Raw genomic sequence first — 16,999 nt, 5'->3', positions numbered from 1 at the left:
ACCGGCGCTCAGCCAGCCTTCTCCCATCCGCCGCTTTCGGTCTGCCGCCAATAGGCAAGCGTATGACCAGCGGTCTTGTAGTCCTTCCAGCGTCCCCGCGCCGCAGCCACCGCATCGTCGTTACGGCCGTCGAACAGCTCGAACACACGCTCGTAGTCGCCGACATGCTCCGAAGTCGCGCCATCCGTCAGAAACAGAAAGCGCGCCTCGTTCGGGTTTTCGTCCGCAACCGTCAGCCAGATTGGCTGCAGCTCCGGATTCCCGTCTTTTTCACTGCCATGCGGCAGCCAGCTATCCTGATCGAAAACCCAGAGATGGGCGTTGAGGTCGGCGACGCGCTCCTCGCTCGATGCCATCACGACGACGCGGGCCTCCGCCTGAAGCGACTTTGCAAGCAGCTTCGGCAGAGCCCATTCAAGGGGACGCGCCGTCAGATGGTAGAAGTTGATATCTGTCATCACAAGGATTGCTGTGCCATTCAGGATTCGTAGTTTGCCTGCACCATCTCGTTGAGAAGCCGCACGCCCCAGCCGGTTCCGCCTTTCGGCACCGTCGACGACGCCTTGGACGACCAGGCCATCCCGGCGATGTCCATATGCACCCACGGCAGATCATTGACGAACCGCTCCAGGAAACAGGCGGCGGTGATGCTGCCGCCCCAGCGCGCGCCGGCGTTCTTCATGTCGGCGATGTCGCTGTCCATCATCTTGTTGTATTCCTCGCCAAGCGGCATCCGCCAGATCTTCTCGCCGGCGGTTTTCGATGCCGCCTCAAGCTTCCCGGCCAATTCGTCGTTATTCGCGAAGAAACCGCAATTGACCTGACCGAGGGCAACCATCATGGCACCGGTCAGGGTGGCGAGATCGAGCATGAACTGAGGCTTAAAACGGTCCTGCGTGTACCAGAGCGCGTCGGCGAGCACGAGCCGGCCTTCAGCGTCCGTATTGATGATCTCGATGGTCTGGCCGGACATGGACGTGACCACGTCGCCCGGGCGCTGGGCGTTGCCGTCCGGCATGTTCTCGACCAGGCCGACAACGCCGATCACGTTGGCCTTCGCCTTCCGTCCGGCCAGCGCCTTCATCAGGCCGACCACGGTGGCGGAGCCGCCCATGTCCCACTTCATGTCTTCCATGCCGCCCGCCGGCTTCAGGGAAATACCGCCGGTATCGAAGCAGACACCCTTGCCGACAAAGGCAATCGGCTGCTGCTTCTTCGGACCGCCGTCCCAGCGCATGATGACCATCCGGCTCTCGCGCTCGGAGCCCTGGCCGACGCCGAGCAGCGCGCCCATGCCGAGCTTCGCCATCTGCTTTTCGTCCAGCACCTCGATCTTCACGCCGAGCTCGGAAAGCTCCTCGATGCGCTTGGTGTAGGAGGTCGGATAAAGCACGTTCGCCGGCTCGCTCACTAGATCGCGGGCCATGAAGACACCGTCCGCGACGGCGCTCAGCCCGGCAAAGGCCTTCTTCGCCTCCGGCGCCTCATCGGTCAGGACCGTCAGTTTCTGCAGGACCGGCAGATCTTCCTTCTTCTGCTTGGTCTTGTACTTGTCAAAGCGGTAGGTCCGGAGCAGGCCGCCGAAGGCCAGCCGGGCGGCCCTAACCGCTGCGCCGTCGTCCGCCGCGCCATCGGCACCATGCGGCTCGAACAGAACGGACGCTTCCTTGTCCCCGGCCCCCAGGATTTCGCCGATGATCGAGCCGCCGGCATTCTCGGACCAGAGCTCGTCAATCTTGCTGCCGTCACCAAGCCCGTAGAGCAGTACCGTGCCGGTGTCGCCGAACACGGACAGGGTCTTGTTCTCCTTGCCGGTGAACTTGTGGGCCTTCATCGCCCGCGACAGCAGGCCGCCGAGCTGTTCGTCCAGCGCCGCGCCGAGCGGCAGCAAGGTGCCGCCATCCATCACGCCGACAACGATCGCGCCCTTGGTCGGCAAAGCCAGCTTCTGAAACCCGATTTTCATTCCGATTCTCCCTCTGAGCAAAGCTCCGCCCCATTCAGGCGCATGCGTTCCTGGCGTGCCGACCAGGGCGGCTTCCTCGAGCGTCGTGCCGCCGGGTAGCCATGCATGCGCGGGTTACGAACCTGTGCTGCTCACATCCTGATTAAGTTCGTGATTGGAAACACTTGAAACATCGCTATCATGCGCCCTTCGACGCGGGTTGTGCAAGAACCCGCCCAGGCACTACCAGCCAAACGGGATCATGAAGATCGATCGCTACGTCATTCGCCAGATAGTGGCCGCGATGATCATCGTTGTGGTCTCGCTCACCTGTGTCATCTGGCTGAGCCAGTCCCTGCGATTCATCGACATGATCGTGAACCGGGGACTGCCGCTCGCGACATTCATCTACTTCACCGTTCTGTTGATGCCAACCTGGCTGTCGCTGGTCCTGCCCATCGCCTGCTTTGCCGCGACCATGTTTGTCTACAACCGCATGGCAAGCGACCGAGAGCTGGTGGTGCTCACCGCGTCCGGCCTCGGACCGCTGGGCCTTGCCCGCCCTGCGATAGTGGTCGGGCTGGTGGTCACCCTGCTTGGATATCTGCTCAGTCTTTACCTGATCCCGGTCTCCTACCGCGGCTTCAAGGAACTGCAGTTCCAGATCCGCCACAACTACACAAATGTCCTGCTGCGTGAGGGCGTCTTCAATTCCATGGGCAACGATGTCACGGTCTTCGTGCGTGCGCGCCAGCCGGACGGGGAGCTGTCCGGGATCATCGTCCAGGACGATCGGGATGAGAAAGAGTCGATTACCCTGCTCGCCGAACGCGGCGCACTGATCCTCGACGGCAGCGACCCCAAGGTCCTGATGGTCAATGGAAACAGGCAGTCACGCGACAATGCGACCGGGCGGATCAACATTCTCTATTTCGACCGCTACACAGTGGATCTCGGCGGCATCCGCGAAGCGGTTCAGCGCACAGTGCGGGATCAGAATGAGCTCTTTGTCGACGAATTGCTCAACCCGACGGAGCAGATCACGGAGCCCCGGAATTTCGACAAGTACATGGCCGAAGGGCACAGCCGCCTGGTCACCCCGCTGCTCGGTCTCTCCCTGCCTTTGATCGGGCTGGTGATCATTCTGAAAGGCGAATTCTCGCGCCGGGGCCAGACCATCCGCCTGATCGTCGCCATTTTGCTGGTCGGGCTGGTGCAGGCCGCTGTTCTCGGCTCAAAATACGCCGCCGCCAAACAGCTTGGACTGCTCCCGCTGATGTATGGCAGTGCGATCATGCCGATCTTTGTTTGTCTCGCAATCCTGGCCCGCCAGAAATTGCGCCGACCGCAGGCCGCCGAGAAACCGCCCGAAGGAACGCCGGCATGAAATGGTCGGGCACGCTCTCGCTCTATTTCGGCAAGCAATTCCTGCTTTGGGTTGTCGGAACCTTCCTGGCGATCATGGGAATCGTCTTCCTGCTGGATGCGATCGAATTGCTGCGGCGGGGCTCCGACCGGGAACTTGCAACCCTGACACTGATGCTGCAGATGGCGGCCCTCAAGGCGCCGCAGATGGGGCAGACCATCCTGCCCTTCGCGACTCTGTTCGGCGGCATGCTGGCCTTTACCCGGATGACCCGCTCGAACGAGTTGGTGGTTGCCCGCGCAGCAGGCGTGTCCGTCTGGCAGTTCCTGCTTCCGGCCCTGATGATCGCGTTCCTGATCGGGGTCTTCAAGATCACCATATTCAATCCGGTCGCCTCGGTGATGACGGCGAAATACGAGGCTCTCGAGAACAAGGTCCTGCGGGACAAGGGAAACTTTCTGGCATTGACCGACGGTGGCCTCTGGCTTCGGGAGCAGACCAGTACCGGCCATTTCGTCCTGCATGCCACCGGAGTCGCGGCGGACGGGGCCAGTCTGTCCGGCCTGACCGTGTTGTTCTTCAAGGGTGAGGACAGTTTCGACGCCAGAGTGGATGCAGCCGAGGCAACGCTCCAATCCGGCTTCTGGCAGATGAACAATGTCATCCTGACCACCAAGAACGCGATCCCCGAGACGCGTCCAGTTTACCGGCTCCCGACCGCTCTGACGCTCGATAACATCCAGGACAGTTTTTCCCCGCCGGAGACCATGTCCTTCTGGGAGCTGCCGAAATTCATCGCGATTCTGGAGAGCGCCGGCTTCTCGGCGGTCAGGCATCGGCTCTATTGGCATGCCCTGCTGGCCTCACCGCTCCTGCTCTGCGCAATGGTGCTGATCGCGGCGACATTCTCGCTTCGTCTGACCCGTCGCGGCGGCACAATGGTCTGGGTCAGCGCCGGTCTTTTCACAGGATTTTTTCTTTATTTCGCGTCTGACCTCGTCTTCGCATTAGGATTGTCCGCCCGGATTCCGGAAGTGCTCGCCGCCTGGACCCCGGCAACCGTGACGGCGCTGCTTGGTTGCGCCAGCCTGCTTCACCTTGAGGATGGTTGATCCATGATCCAGGACCTTCGTTTATGGAACCGGACAGAACGCCATCTCGAGGTCCTTTGCGGCCGGTTCCTGGTTGCCCTGTTCTGCATTGGCTGGTCCGTTTGTCACATAGCCACGGCAAACGCGCAGGAGCGCGCCATAGACGAAAGTCCGGTGCTGATGGTTGCCGACGAGCTGGTGCACGATGAAACGCTCGGGACCATCACGGCGAGGGGCAATGTGGAGCTCTCGCAGGGCGAGCGCGTCCTGATGGCCGACAGTGTGACCTACAACCAACGTGAGGACACGGTCATCGCCACCGGCAACATCTCGTTGCTGGAGCCATCAGGGGAGGTCATCTTCAGCGACTATGCGGAGCTGCATAACGAACTGAAGACCGGCATCATCGACAATCTTCGCCTGCGCATGACGGACGGTTCCCGCCTCGCCGCGAACCGCGGCCTGCGCACCGCGGACCAGCGCAAGATCCTGTCCCGTGCCGTATTCACGCCCTGCGAAAGCTGCAAGGAAGACCCGTCGCGCGCGCCACTGTGGCAGCTCAAGGCGCGCAAGATCGTGCATGACGAGGCCGCCAAGGACATCATCTACAATGATGCCACCCTGGAAATGTTCGGCATCCCGGTTTTCTACACGCCGTACCTGGCCCATCCGGACCCCACCGTGGAACGGCGCAGCGGCTTCCTAGCGCCGATGATCGGCGCTTCGGACGAACTCGGTTTCATCTACGGCCAGCCCTATTACCAGGTCATCGACGAGTCCAAGGATCTGGAGATCACGCCGATCATCTATTCCGAGGAAGGCGGTATCCTGAAAGGCCGGTACCGCCAGCGTTTCGAAAATGGCGAGATCGACTTTCAAGGAAACGGTGGTCTGCTCGACCAGCGCGACGACAATGTCGAGACAGGAAGTCAGGACCCGGAGGGCAGTATCGACCTGGAAGGCCGGTTCGACTTCGACCGAACCTGGCGCGGCGGATTCGATTTCGAACAGTCCAGCGGCCGCACCTATCTGCGGCGCTACCGGCTCGACAGCCGGGAGGTCCTGACCACCCGCGCCTTCACCGAAGGGTTCCGGGGGCGCAATTTTGCCTCGGTCGAAACCCTGAAATTCCAGGGCCTGAATCCGGGCGATTCCAGAGACACGGCGCCGGTGATTGCCCCGCTCGTTGAATATAATTATGTCGGCGAACCGGATCCGGCAGGCGGCCGGTTCCAGCTGGACGCAACGGTCATGTCCCTGAGCCGGCAAACCGGCGCCGACAGCCAAAAGCTGGCCATCCGCAGCGGCTGGGCGCTGCCCTATACCGCGCCAGCGGGCGACATCTACACACTGACCGCAACCCTCGACAGCGATTTCTACCATACCGAAGGGCTCGAGAATGGCGAAGGCGGGGACGCCGGCCGGCTGTTTCCGCAGCTCGGCCTGAACTGGCGATACCCGCTGGCGCGAGCCGGTGAAAACTACCACCAGACGATCGAGCCGATCGTCAATCTCGTACTCGCGCCGGATGGCAACAACCCGAACGAGATATCCAACGAAGACAGCCAGTCCTTCCTGTTCGACGACACCAACCTGTTCCGCATGAACCGCTTCACCGGGAGCGACCTGGTGACCAGCGGCAGCCGCGTCGACTATGGGTTCAAGACAGGCGTCTATGGCAATGGCGGCGGCTCCTCCTCCATGCTGTTCGGGCAAAGTTACCGGTTCTTCGGAGACGGCCCGTTTGAAGCCGGATCAGGTCTCGAAGACGATCTCTCGGACTATGTCGGCCGTGTGCAGGTCAGTCCGACCAGAGATCTTGATTTCCTGTTCCGCTTCCGGCTCGACAAGGACAACTTCAGCCCGCGGCGCAGCGAAGTCGGCATGCGCTACCAGCATCCGCTTTTCTCATTCGTGGCGGATTACGTCCTGCTTGATGACGAAACCAACTCTGATGATATCGCCGGAGAAACCAGCTTCCGGGAACGGGAACAACTCGATCTTCTCGGAACTGTCAGGCTGAGTGAGTTCTGGAGCATGAACGGACGGATCGTTCAGGACTTCTCGGACGATGCCAACCGCACACTGATTGCATCGACCGGACTGGTCTATGCCGATGAGTGCTTCACTTTCGGCCTCGTCTATGAAAGAAGCGAACTGGAAGACGACGATATCGAACCGGAACAGACCGTCATGCTGCAGATCGCCTTCAAGCATCTCGGCGGCTTCGCCAGCAACTGACGGCCTCGGTCTAAAGGTATGAATCGAACCAAATGACGAGATCTGGATTGAGCTTTATCAATTGGCGTTACCCGGCCTTGTTGCGAATTGCCGCCGCGATGGTGGTTCTGGCATGCGGCGTTTCAGGGTTTGGCAACACGAACGCTCAGGCGCAGGACGCTCTGAGGATCGCCGCCATCGTCAATGACGACATCATTTCCGTCAGGGACCTGGACGCCCGCGTGCGGATGGTCATGGTCATTTCGAACCTGCCGCGCAGCGCCCAAACCGTTCAGCGAATCTGGCCGCAGGTTCTACGCAGCCTGATCGACGAGAAACTGAAGCAGCAGGAAGCAAAACGTCTGTCGATAGAGGTCAGTGATCAGGAGCTCGAACGGGCCAAGCGGGCGATGGAAGAGCGCAACAAGATGGCGCCCGGAACGTTTGATCGCTCGCTTGAGCAGCAAGGCATTCAGAGCCAGACGGTCCTCGACCAGATGCGCACCGAATTGGTCTGGGTGAAGCTGGTACGCCGGCGCTTCCAAAGCACCGTGGAGATCACGACCGACGAAATTGACGATGCACTGGACCGGTTGGAGCGCAACAAAGGCAAGCCGCAATACCGGATCCGCGAGATCGTGCTCGACTCGACCGATTCATCCGGCAATGAACAGGAGACCGCCGAACGTCTGGTGCAGCAGCTTCGGTCCGGAGCCGAGTTCGATGCGATCGCGCGTGAATTTTCCACCGGCGCGACCGCAGCGACCGGCGGAGATATCGGCTGGACCACGAAGGAACAGCTTGGAGACGAGGTTGGCGCAGTGGTCGACAGCCTGAAACCGGGTGAGATCAGCGACCCGATCAGGACGATTTTCGGCTACCAGATCATCCAGCTGGCCGACCGGCGCATCCTGAGCGGGCCCAATCCGGCGAATGCCAAGGTTACTCTGAAACAGGTCTTCGTACCCGTCCCGCCAGGCTCGGGCCCGGATGCCGTAGCCAGCCAGAAAAGTATCGCGACCGCCGTTTCGGAGACCGCGCAGAACTGCGAGGACATGGATACGCTTGCAGCGGAGCTCAATTCGCCGGCGGGAACGGACCTTGGCACCCTGGCCATCGGTGAGCTGTCGCCGCTGCTGCGTGAAGCGGTCATCAACCTCGAGGTCGGTGAGCTCTCCGATCCGGTGCGGCTGCCCGGCGGTTTCAGCACCATCATGGTCTGCGGCCGCGAGGAGCCGGAAAGCGACCTGCCGGGCCGCGACGAAATCACCGGCCGGCTGAGAGCCATCAAGTTCGAGACCTTTGCCCAGCGCTATCTGCGCGACATTCGCCGAGACGCGTTCATCGATACGCGTCTCTAGGCCGGGGCACATGACAGACAGTTCCGCAGACATTGCCCCCCTCGCGGTCACTCCCGGCGAGCCTGCGGGGGCGGGGGCGGAGATTACCCTCAAGGCATGGTCCACCGGCCGCAACCGGCTCTCCCCATTCTTTCTGCTGGACGACCCCGAGCGGCTGACGGCGCTGGCAGCCCGGATCGGGATGAACGTCCCGATCATCGGCATTGAAAACCCCGAGGATGCAGCCGCTGTCTTCGAACGGGGTCTGCCCGTTCTGCCCGTCACGTTTTCGGTTCCGCCAGTACCCGGCACACTCGACCCGGCGAACGGCGGCGCCGTCATCTCCGCGATCGAGCAGGCCGTGCAGTTCACCCGCGCGGGTCGATCTGCAGCCGTCGTGACCAATCCGATCCAGAAAAGCGTGCTGTACGAGGCCGGGTTCCGCTATCCGGGTCATACAGAGTTTCTGGCTGCGCTCGCCGGCCCCGACGTCACCCCCGTGATGATGCTCGCTGCTCCGTTGATCCGCGTTGTTCCGGTGACCATCCACATCCCGCTGCACGCCGTTTCCGCGACACTCACGACCGAGATGATCATCACCAAGGGCCGGATCACGGCGGAAGCCCTGAAGCGGGATTTCGGCTGCAAGGCACCGCGTCTGGCCATCGCCGGGCTCAATCCCCATGCCGGCGAGGACGGGACTATCGGCACCGAGGACAGGGATGTTGTCGCGCCGGCAGTGCGCGCTCTGAAATCCGAGGGCATCGCTGCCTTCGGACCGGTATCGGCCGATACCATGTTCCATGCCGAGGCGCGCAAATCCTACGATGCGGCGATCTGCATGTACCACGATCAGGCGTTGATCCCGATCAAGACCCTGGACTTCTGGGGCGGCGTCAATGTCACGCTCGGCCTGCCCTTCATCCGGACCTCCCCCGACCACGGAACCGCGCTGGAATTGGCCGGCACCGGGCGGGCCCATGCGGACAGCATGATTGCAGCACTGAGCATGGCAGGTGATATGGCCCGGAACCGGATGAGCGGACATGACTGATCCGGTCATTGCTGCGGTTGAAGCGCTGCCGCCGTTGCGCGATATCATCGCGCGTTTCCAGCTGTCGGCGCGCAAATCTCTCGGCCAGAACTTCCTGTTCGACCTCAACCTGACCCGGCGCATCGCCCGCGCCGCCGGTAACCTCGACGAAGGAACCTGTATCGAAGTCGGCCCCGGCCCCGGCGGCCTGACCCGTGCGCTCCTGCTGGAAGGCGCCCGCAAGGTCATTGCGATCGAGCGGGACCGCCGTTCGATCGAAGCGCTGCAGGATCTCGTCGCGGCGGCGGACGGACGGCTGGAAATCATCGAGGCCGACGCCATGGACGTCGATCTCACGACGCTGGGCGAGGCGCCGCGCCGGGTGATCGCGAACCTGCCCTACAATGTCGGAACCCCCATGCTGCTCAGCTGGCTGAAGCGGGCCGAGGCGTTCGAAAGCTTCACGCTGATGTTCCAGAAGGAAGTGGCGGAGCGGATTGCCGCTGCACCCTCTACCCCGCATTACGGCCGCCTCAGCATCGCCGCGCGCTGGCGGGCGGAAATCTTCCAGCTGTTCGATATTCCGGCTCGGGCCTTTACGCCCGCGCCGAAAATCACCTCCCAGGTAGTACGGCTGAAACCGCGCCCGAAGCCGCTCGCCGAGGCCGATCCCGATCTGCTCGAGCAGGTGACCGCCGCAGCGTTCTCCCAGCGCCGCAAGATGTTGCGGGCATCGCTCAAGAACTATGGCGGCGCGGATTTCCTCGAAGCCATCGGGATCGACCCGACGGCCCGCCCGGAGACCCTGACCGTTGAAGAATTTTGCGCCATGGCACGCGCGGTCGCGGCCCGGCACTGAACGCATTCCCAAACGAAAACGGGGCGCCCGATGGGCGCCCCGTTTCCGCGTGACTTGAAGGCCGTCTTCTTAGGACGGGATCAGTCGGTTCCACCAGCCGCGACGTGACTTGCCTTCCTTGGCAGCACTGTCCACATCGATGACCTCGGCGCCCTCGACAGGCGCGTCGGTGGATCCGGACGGAGCCGCGTCTGCAATCTTGTCGGATCCGTTTCCGGAGGAAACCTCCACAGCAGCCGGAGCCACTTCCGCCGGAGCGGCCTCGACCGGTGCTGCAGCTTCTGCTTTCGGTGCCTCGTCAGCAACCTCAACCGTTTCGGCTTTCTTTGCCCGGCTGCGGCGGCGCGGTTTCGGCGCTTTCTCTTCAGCCTTTTCGACCTTATCCGTGCTGTCGGCTGCAGGAGCGGCTTCGGCATCAACGGTCTTCTTGCGCCGGACGCGCGGCTTGCGCTTCGGCTTTTCTTCCTCGGCGGCCGGCGCTTCGGCGACAGCCGGCGCCGCCTCCGGCGTGGCGTCGGCCGAAACTTCGGTCACCTGGACAGCAGCTGTTTCGGCCCGGCTGTCATCCTGGTTGTTCTGTGCGGCCGTTTCAGCCTCACGGTCGGGAGCATCCTCGTCGGTCTGCTCCGCACCCTCACCATTCTCGTTCGCCGCAACGCCTTCTTCGCCGTTGCCACGACGCGACCGGCGACGGCCACCGCGCTTGCCGCGACGGCGGCGTTTCTTGTTGCCATCCTCATCATCACCCGCTGCTGACGCGCCATCCGCGGGAGCAGCACCTTCGGCGGCGGTGGCATCGCCTTCATCACCCTCGTCCGCGTCTTCAGAGACCTTGTCACCCTGGTCCTGCGACTCTGCAGCGCGCTTCTCACCACCCCGACGGCGGCGGCGGCGGGACCGCTTGGGACGACGCTCCTCGTCCTGTTCCTCAGCCGAAACCTCTTCGATATCGGCTTCGTCGTCCTGCTCGTCCTCGTCATCCGGATCGTGGTGCGGCGCAACGATCGGCGCCGCAAGATCGATCCGCTCGCCGGCGGATTTCGGCAGAAGACGCTCGATCCGCATGTCCGGCGGCACCAGACTGTCATCAGCCTCGAGGAACACCCGGAAACCGTAGCGTTCTTCAATGGTGGCCAGCGCGTCGCGCTTCTTGTTCAGGATGTAGAAGCCAACCTCGGACGGCACGAAGACCACAATTTCGTTGGTCTTCTGCTTGATGCCTTCCTCTTCAATCGCCCGCAGCACATGCAGGGCGGTCGAGTCCGTCGAGCGCACGCGCCCACTGCCGGCGCACTGGGCGCAAACCTGGGTCGATGCCTCGAAAACGCTTGGGCGCAGGCGCTGACGCGAGAGCTCCATCAGACCGAAATGGCTGATCCGGCCGAGCTGGATACGCGCCCGGTCGTTCTTCATCGCGTCCTTCATGCGCCGTTCGACCGCATGCTGGTTGCGCGACTCGTCCATATCGATGAAATCGATGACCACAAGGCCGGCCATGTCGCGCAGCCTGAGCTGGCGCGCGACTTCGTCCGCTGCCTCGAGGTTCGTCTTCAGCGCGGTTTCCTCGATATTCCGCTCACGCGTGGCGCGGCCGGAGTTCACATCGATGGCGACCAGCGCTTCGGTCTGGCTCATCACCAGGTACCCGCCGGATTTCAGCTGCACCACCGGATTGTGGATGGCGTCGAGCTGGCCTTCGATCTGGTAGCGATGGAACAGGGGAACCGTCTGCTCCCGATAGGGCTGAACCCGCTTGGCGTGGCTCGGCACCAGGGTACGCATGAAGTCCTTGGCGATCCGGTAACCCTCGTCACCCTCGACCATCACCTCGTCGATATCGCGGGTATAGAGATCGCGGATCGAGCGTTTGATCAGGTTCGCTTCCTCGTAGATCAGGCACGGCGCCGACGAGGTCAGTGTCTTCTCGCGAATCTGGTCCCAGAGCCGGAGCAGGTATTCGTAATCACGTTTGATTTCGGTCTTGGTGCGCTGGCTGCCGGCGGTACGGACAATCACCGCCATGCCTTCCGGAAGCTCGAGACCTTCGACGATCTGCTTCAGGCGCTTGCGGTCGGCGATATTGGTGATCTTGCGGCTCACCCCGCCACCGCGTGCGGTGTTCGGCATCAGCACGCAATAGCGGCCGGCCAGGGAAAGGTAGGTCGTCAGCGCAGCGCCCTTGTTGCCGCGCTCTTCCTTGACAACCTGGACCAGCATGATCTGGCGCCGGGTGATGACCTCCTGAATTTTGTAGCGGCGGCTGAGATTCTTGCGCGGGCGGACGTCATCATCGTCCCCGTCCGCATCATCTCCGCCAATGCTCTCCGGCGGCGGGGCCGGCGGGCCGTCCTCGTCGTCATCATCGGCCACACTGTTCGCCCGGGCCTCGGCCCGCTCTTCCGGCGTTTCAGCGGGAATATCATCGCCCGCGGCAGCCGCGGCCGCGACGGCGTCTTCGGCCCGCTCCTCGGCGAGCAGCGCTTCACGGTCTTCGACAGGGATGCGGTAATAGTCGGGATGGATTTCGCTGAAGGCGAGGAAACCGTGACGGTTCCCGCCATACTCGACAAAAGCCGCCTGAAGGGAGGGCTCGACCCGGGTTACCCGGGCAAGATAGATATTGCCCTTAAGCTGCTTGCGGGACTCCGTTTCGAAGTCGAAATCTTCGACACGATTGCCATTCAGGAGGACCACTCGGGTCTCTTCCGCCTGTGTGGCGTCGATCAACATGCGTTTTGACATTAAAACTAGACTCCTGGGCCACGCGTGTCGCGCGCCGTACGCAGGGAATCATTCTCCCGATGCGCATCGGCGCCGCGTTCGCGGGCATGTTCTCTGAGAGCGAAACGCGGGCAGGAGCACAATGGCCGCCGACGCCGCATTTCCGTTCGATATCAGAGACACTGTCCGCCCGATCCATTCTGCTTAGCCCGTGTACGACCTCACCACCCAAAGCCGAGAAGCGGCTTCGCGCAGGAATGATCGGATTTGAACGAGCTTGGATCACCGTCGGAACATGTCCCGTTGTGTAGAATAGGGGCGCAAACCCGCGCCATTAGGGGGTGCCCCGACACCACGTTTCCGAAGAATGCGGGGCAGAAATCCGCGCTGTCCGCTACGGACCAACACCCGCGTAACATAGTCACTTTGGATTTTCGGAACAATGATTTCCTTCGGGCCCTCCAAAAATTAATGTTCTGCTCAAGAAATGCCGTTCAAAAGACTGATTCGTAGAGATTTAATTGCAATGCGAATCGGCAATGGTTAAAAATGATCCGGATTATGGCATTGACGCATGCGTTGGCGCAGAGGCCGGACCGGTGCAGACATTGAAAAAACGTATCGCGATATTTCTGTTTGCCGTGCTTGGCGCTCTCGGGGGCATTCCGGGCGCTATGGCTGTCGGAGGGACGGTGACCGATATCCGCATCGGCCAGCATCCGGACAAGATCCGGTTCGTCATGGACCTCTCGCGCCCGCTTGATTTCAAGGTTTTCAGCTTGGCCGACCCTTATCGCGTGGTCATCGACCTGCCCGAAGTCACCTTTTCGAAAGAGGCACGCCCCGAGGACCGGCGTCCGAAGGCGATCAAGGGGTTCCGGTTCGGGCTGTTTCGCCCCGGCACGTCGCGTATCGTCATCGATACATCCCAGCCGTATTCGGTCGCCGCCGCGTTCCAGCTGCCGGCCAAAGGAGATCTCGGCCCGCGCATCGTGCTCGACCTGAAACCGACGAGTCGCGCTGCATTCATAACGGAATCAGCCGCGTCCGTCGCCGCCGCGCAAGCTGCCCGGCGCCCGATCCTGACGGCGCCGAAACCGGCCGCGCCTCCCCTGCTGACCCGGCCGCAGCGGCGGCCGAACGAGAAAATTCTGGTGGCGATCGATGCCGGCCATGGCGGGGTCGACCCCGGCGCCATCGGGGTTTCCGGTGTCTATGAGAAGCAGATCGTGCTGAACGCCTCACGGGTGCTGAAGAGCGAGCTGGAACAGACCGGACGCTACAAGGTCATTCTGACCCGAGACCGGGATGTGTTCCTGCGGCTGCGCGAACGGATCGCCATCGCGCGCAGCGCCGGCGCCGATCTGTTCGTCTCCCTGCACGCCGACTCCATTCCGAACCGCAAACTCCGCGGCGCATCGGTCTATACGCTTTCCGAAAACGCCTCCGACAAGGAAGCGAACCTGCTGGCCGAAAACGAGAACAAGTCGGACATCATCGCCGGCATGGATTTCGGCACGGAAACGCCGGAAGTCACCAGTATCCTGATCGACCTTGCCCAACGGGAAACCATGAACCATTCAGCCCGATTCGCCGGCATGCTCGTTCGCGAGATGCAAGGCGAGGTCAAGCTGCTGCGGACGGCACACCGGTTTGCCGGGTTCGCCGTCCTGAAAGCACCCGACATCCCGTCGGTTCTGATCGAGCTCGGTTTCCTCTCCAACAATCACGACGAGAAACTGCTGCGCTCCGGCGCCCATTTGCGCCGTGTCGCCGGCGCACTCCGCCGGTCCATCGACAATTATTTCGATCTTGTCCAGTCGGCCGCCCGCGCTAACTGATATTGAAATCGCGGCCCGCATCCCGATCACGCAATGGCCACATGACATGACGCACAATTATGTCACATTGAAAGTGATATCATGCGCTCGTCCCGCAGCTGCATGGCTGCGCAACCGGAGGCTTTAATCCGCGCATGCGCTGGGTTCTGATCCTGTTTTCAACTGTTTTGCTTGGCGGCCTGATCGCGGTTGGCGGCGTCCTTTGGGGACTGCACCATTTCGGTCGCGGGCTGCCCGACTACAAGCAGCTCGCCGATTACGAGCCGCCGGTGATGACGCGCGTTCATGCCGGCGATGGACGCCTGCTCAGCGAGTATGCCCGCGAGCGGCGCGTTTTCGTGCCGATCGAAGCCATGCCGCGCCGCGTCATCAAAGCGTTCCTTTCGGCCGAGGACAAGAACTTCTACAGCCATCCGGGCATCGACTTCATAGGCCTCGCCAAGGCCGTGATCGACAATGTTCGCAACCTTGCCCAGAACCGGCGCCCGCGCGGAGCGTCCACCATTACCCAGCAGGTCGCCAAGAATTTCCTGCTGACCAACGAAGTCTCGATCGAGCGGAAGGCGAAGGAAGCCATCCTGGCGCTCCGCATCGAGCGCGCCATCAGCAAGGACCGGATTCTCGAGCTCTATCTGAACGAGATCTATCTCGGTCTGCGTTCCTACGGCGTCGCCGCCGCGGCCCTGAATTACTTCGACAAGAGCCTGGACGAACTGACGGTCGCCGAGTCCGCCTATCTCGCCGCTCTGCCGAAGGCGCCGAACAACTACCATCCGGTGGAAGACCATGACGCGGCCCTCATCCGCCGGAACTGGGTGATCGGTCAGATGGTGGAAAACGGCTTCATCACGGACGAGAATGCCGAAGATGCCCGGCGTGAGCCGCTTGTGGTGCGTGAGCGCACGGTGACGGAGGCCGCCCAGGCCGATTACTTCGCCGAAGAAGTCCGGCGCTGGCTGGTCGACCGGTTCGGCGAGGATGGTCTCTACGAGGGCGGGCTTTCCGTGCGCACCACGCTCGATCCGAAGCTGCAGCGCTTTGCCGACGACGCCCTGCATTGGGGGCTGGTGCATTACGACCGCCGCCACGGCTGGCGCGGCCCGCTCGGCAAGATCGACGTCGTCGCCGGCTGGGGCGACGCGCTGGAAGCATTCAAGGCCCCGGAGACCGCCCTGCCCGGCTGGCGAAAGGCGCTTGCACTGATTGTCGAGGACAAGCAGGTGCAGGTCGGCTTCGCGGACGGTTCCTTTGGCGTGATCCCGCTCGAAGAACTGACCTGGGCGCGGGAACGGCTCGAAAAGCAACGGCTCGGCAGCAGCGTGAAGAAAGCCGCCGACGTGCTGGCGCCGGGTGACGTGATCTTTGTCGAGACCGTGACCAAGGACGATGACGGCGAGGACTACCCTTCGGATACTTTCGCCTTGCGCCAGGTCCCGAATGTCGAGGGCGGCCTTGTCGCCATGGATCCGCATACGGGCCGTGTCCTCGCCCTCAGCGGTGGCTGGAACTTCAGGGACAGCCAGTTCAACCGGGCAACCCAGGCCTCCCGGCAACCCGGTTCCGCCTTCAAGCCATTCGTCTATCTGGCGGCGCTCGACAACGGATACACGCCTGCGACGCGGATCCTGGACGCTCCCTTCGTGATCGATCAGGGGCCGGGCCTCGGCAAGTGGAAACCCGCGAACTACACCAACAAGTTCTACGGCCCGAGCCCGATGCGTCTCGGCATCGAGAAATCCCGGAACCTGATGACGGTCCGCCTCGCCCAGACCATCGGCATGGATCTGGTGACCGATTATGCCCGGCGGTTCGGCATCGATGACAACATGCCGAAACACCTGTCCATGGCGCTCGGCGCGGGGGAAACCACGCTGCTGAAACTGACGACCGCCTATTCCATGCTGGTCAATGGCGGCAAACGCGTGGTGCCGACCCTGATCGACCGGGTGCAGGACCGCAACGGGCGGACCATCTACCGCCACGAGGCACGGAACTGCGACGGCTGCATCGCCACCCGCTGGCGGGCGGAGCCGGTGCCGGACATCCCCGACATCCGCGAGCAGGTCGCTGATCCGGCCTCTGCCTACCAGATGGTCAGCATGCTGGAAGGCGTGGTTCAGCGTGGCACCGGCCGGCGGATCTCCGCCATCGGCAAGCCGCTCGCCGGCAAGACAGGAACGACGAACGACAATATCGACACCTGGTTCGTCGGCTTCACGCCCGATCTCGCGGTCGGCGCCTTTGTCGGCTTCGACCAGCCCAGGACACTGGGGCCCCGCGATACTGGCTCCAATGTCGCCGCCCCGCTCTTCAAGCATTTCATGGAGCACGCGCTGGCCGACCAACCGTCCATTCCCTTCCGGATCCCGCCGGGCGTCCGCAAGGTCAGGATCAATGTCGAAACCGGTGCCCTGGCCCAGCCGGGCGACCGGGATGTCATGGTCGAGAGCTTCAGAAGCGGTACCGAGCCCACCGGAGAGAGCGAGATTGTCTTTGGCGGCGACGCCGCCGGATGGGGCTCCGCCGGGCCCGGCAACACGGCGCCGGTTGCGGGACGCGGCTCCGGGCTATATTAAGAGCGCC

11 protein-coding genes are annotated in these 16,999 nt (G+C 62.5%); 8 read left to right on the top strand and 3 right to left on the bottom strand.

Features of this window, described 5'->3' with window-relative positions; translation table 11 throughout:
- Positions 1 to 8 precede the first annotated feature (8 nt).
- Both RH950_RS12030 and RH950_RS12025 read right to left on the bottom strand, forming a co-directional pair.
- Positions 9 to 458 carry a DNA polymerase III subunit chi gene (locus tag RH950_RS12030; protein ID WP_350057020.1) on the bottom strand — a complete coding sequence of 150 codons (450 nt, stop codon included), beginning with the start codon at positions 456 to 458 and terminating at the stop codon, positions 9 to 11.
- A gap of 20 nt (positions 459 to 478) precedes the next feature.
- A complete protein-coding gene (locus RH950_RS12025; protein ID WP_350057018.1) occupies positions 479 to 1,966 on the bottom strand; it encodes a leucyl aminopeptidase in 1,488 nt (495 codons plus the stop codon).
- A 241-nt stretch (positions 1,967 to 2,207) separates the two neighbouring features.
- On the opposite strand from RH950_RS12025, the gene lptF reads away from it, so the two are divergent.
- The 6 genes from lptF to rsmA are packed head-to-tail and all read left to right on the top strand — an operon-like array spanning position 2,208 to position 9,854.
- Positions 2,208 to 3,332: an LPS export ABC transporter permease LptF gene (gene lptF, locus RH950_RS12020; RefSeq protein WP_350057016.1), complete on the top strand. Its 1,125-nt coding sequence runs from the start codon at positions 2,208 to 2,210 to the stop codon at positions 3,330 to 3,332.
- Positions 3,329 to 4,423: an LPS export ABC transporter permease LptG gene (lptG, locus tag RH950_RS12015; protein ID WP_350057014.1), complete on the top strand. Its 1,095-nt coding sequence runs from the start codon at positions 3,329 to 3,331 to the stop codon at positions 4,421 to 4,423. The genes lptF and lptG overlap by 4 nt, the downstream gene beginning before the upstream one ends.
- Positions 4,424 to 4,426: 3 nt before the next feature.
- On the top strand, positions 4,427 to 6,643 hold the full coding sequence (locus RH950_RS12010; RefSeq protein ID WP_350057012.1) for an LPS-assembly protein LptD: 2,217 nt from the start codon (positions 4,427 to 4,429) through the stop codon (positions 6,641 to 6,643).
- A 47-nt stretch (positions 6,644 to 6,690) separates the two neighbouring features.
- A complete protein-coding gene (locus RH950_RS12005) occupies positions 6,691 to 7,983 on the top strand; it encodes a peptidylprolyl isomerase (protein WP_350057010.1) in 1,293 nt (430 codons plus the stop codon).
- Positions 7,984 to 7,993: 10 nt separating this feature from the next.
- Positions 7,994 to 9,016, top strand: coding sequence for a 4-hydroxythreonine-4-phosphate dehydrogenase PdxA (pdxA, locus tag RH950_RS12000; protein WP_350057008.1), 1,023 nt, complete (start codon positions 7,994 to 7,996; stop codon positions 9,014 to 9,016).
- Complete coding sequence (gene rsmA / locus RH950_RS11995) at positions 9,009 to 9,854, top strand: 16S rRNA (adenine(1518)-N(6)/adenine(1519)-N(6))-dimethyltransferase RsmA (RefSeq protein WP_350057006.1); 846 nt, start codon at positions 9,009 to 9,011, stop codon at positions 9,852 to 9,854. Before pdxA ends, rsmA begins: the two co-directional genes overlap by 8 nt.
- Before the next feature lie 69 nt (positions 9,855 to 9,923).
- On the opposite strand, the gene RH950_RS11990 is transcribed toward rsmA, so the two are convergent.
- The gene (locus tag RH950_RS11990) at positions 9,924 to 12,596 is read right to left on the bottom strand and encodes an Rne/Rng family ribonuclease (protein WP_350057004.1); all 2,673 of its coding nucleotides are present in this window, start codon (positions 12,594 to 12,596) and stop codon (positions 9,924 to 9,926) included.
- Positions 12,597 to 13,174: 578 nt separating this feature from the next.
- Here RH950_RS11990 and RH950_RS11985 point away from each other — a divergent pair.
- The gene (locus RH950_RS11985) at positions 13,175 to 14,416 is read left to right on the top strand and encodes an N-acetylmuramoyl-L-alanine amidase (RefSeq protein ID WP_502889765.1); all 1,242 of its coding nucleotides are present in this window, start codon (positions 13,175 to 13,177) and stop codon (positions 14,414 to 14,416) included.
- Positions 14,417 to 14,550: 134 nt separating this feature from the next.
- The gene (locus RH950_RS11980) at positions 14,551 to 16,992 is read left to right on the top strand and encodes a penicillin-binding protein 1A (protein WP_350057000.1); all 2,442 of its coding nucleotides are present in this window, start codon (positions 14,551 to 14,553) and stop codon (positions 16,990 to 16,992) included.
- Positions 16,993 to 16,999: the final 7 nt, after the last annotated feature.

This window comes from Nisaea sp., from assembly GCF_040217065.1.
Lineage (GTDB): Bacteria > Pseudomonadota > Alphaproteobacteria > Thalassobaculales > Thalassobaculaceae > Nisaea.
The sequence above is the reverse complement of the archived record's forward strand: the minus strand, read 5'-3'. Positions and strand labels throughout refer to the sequence as shown.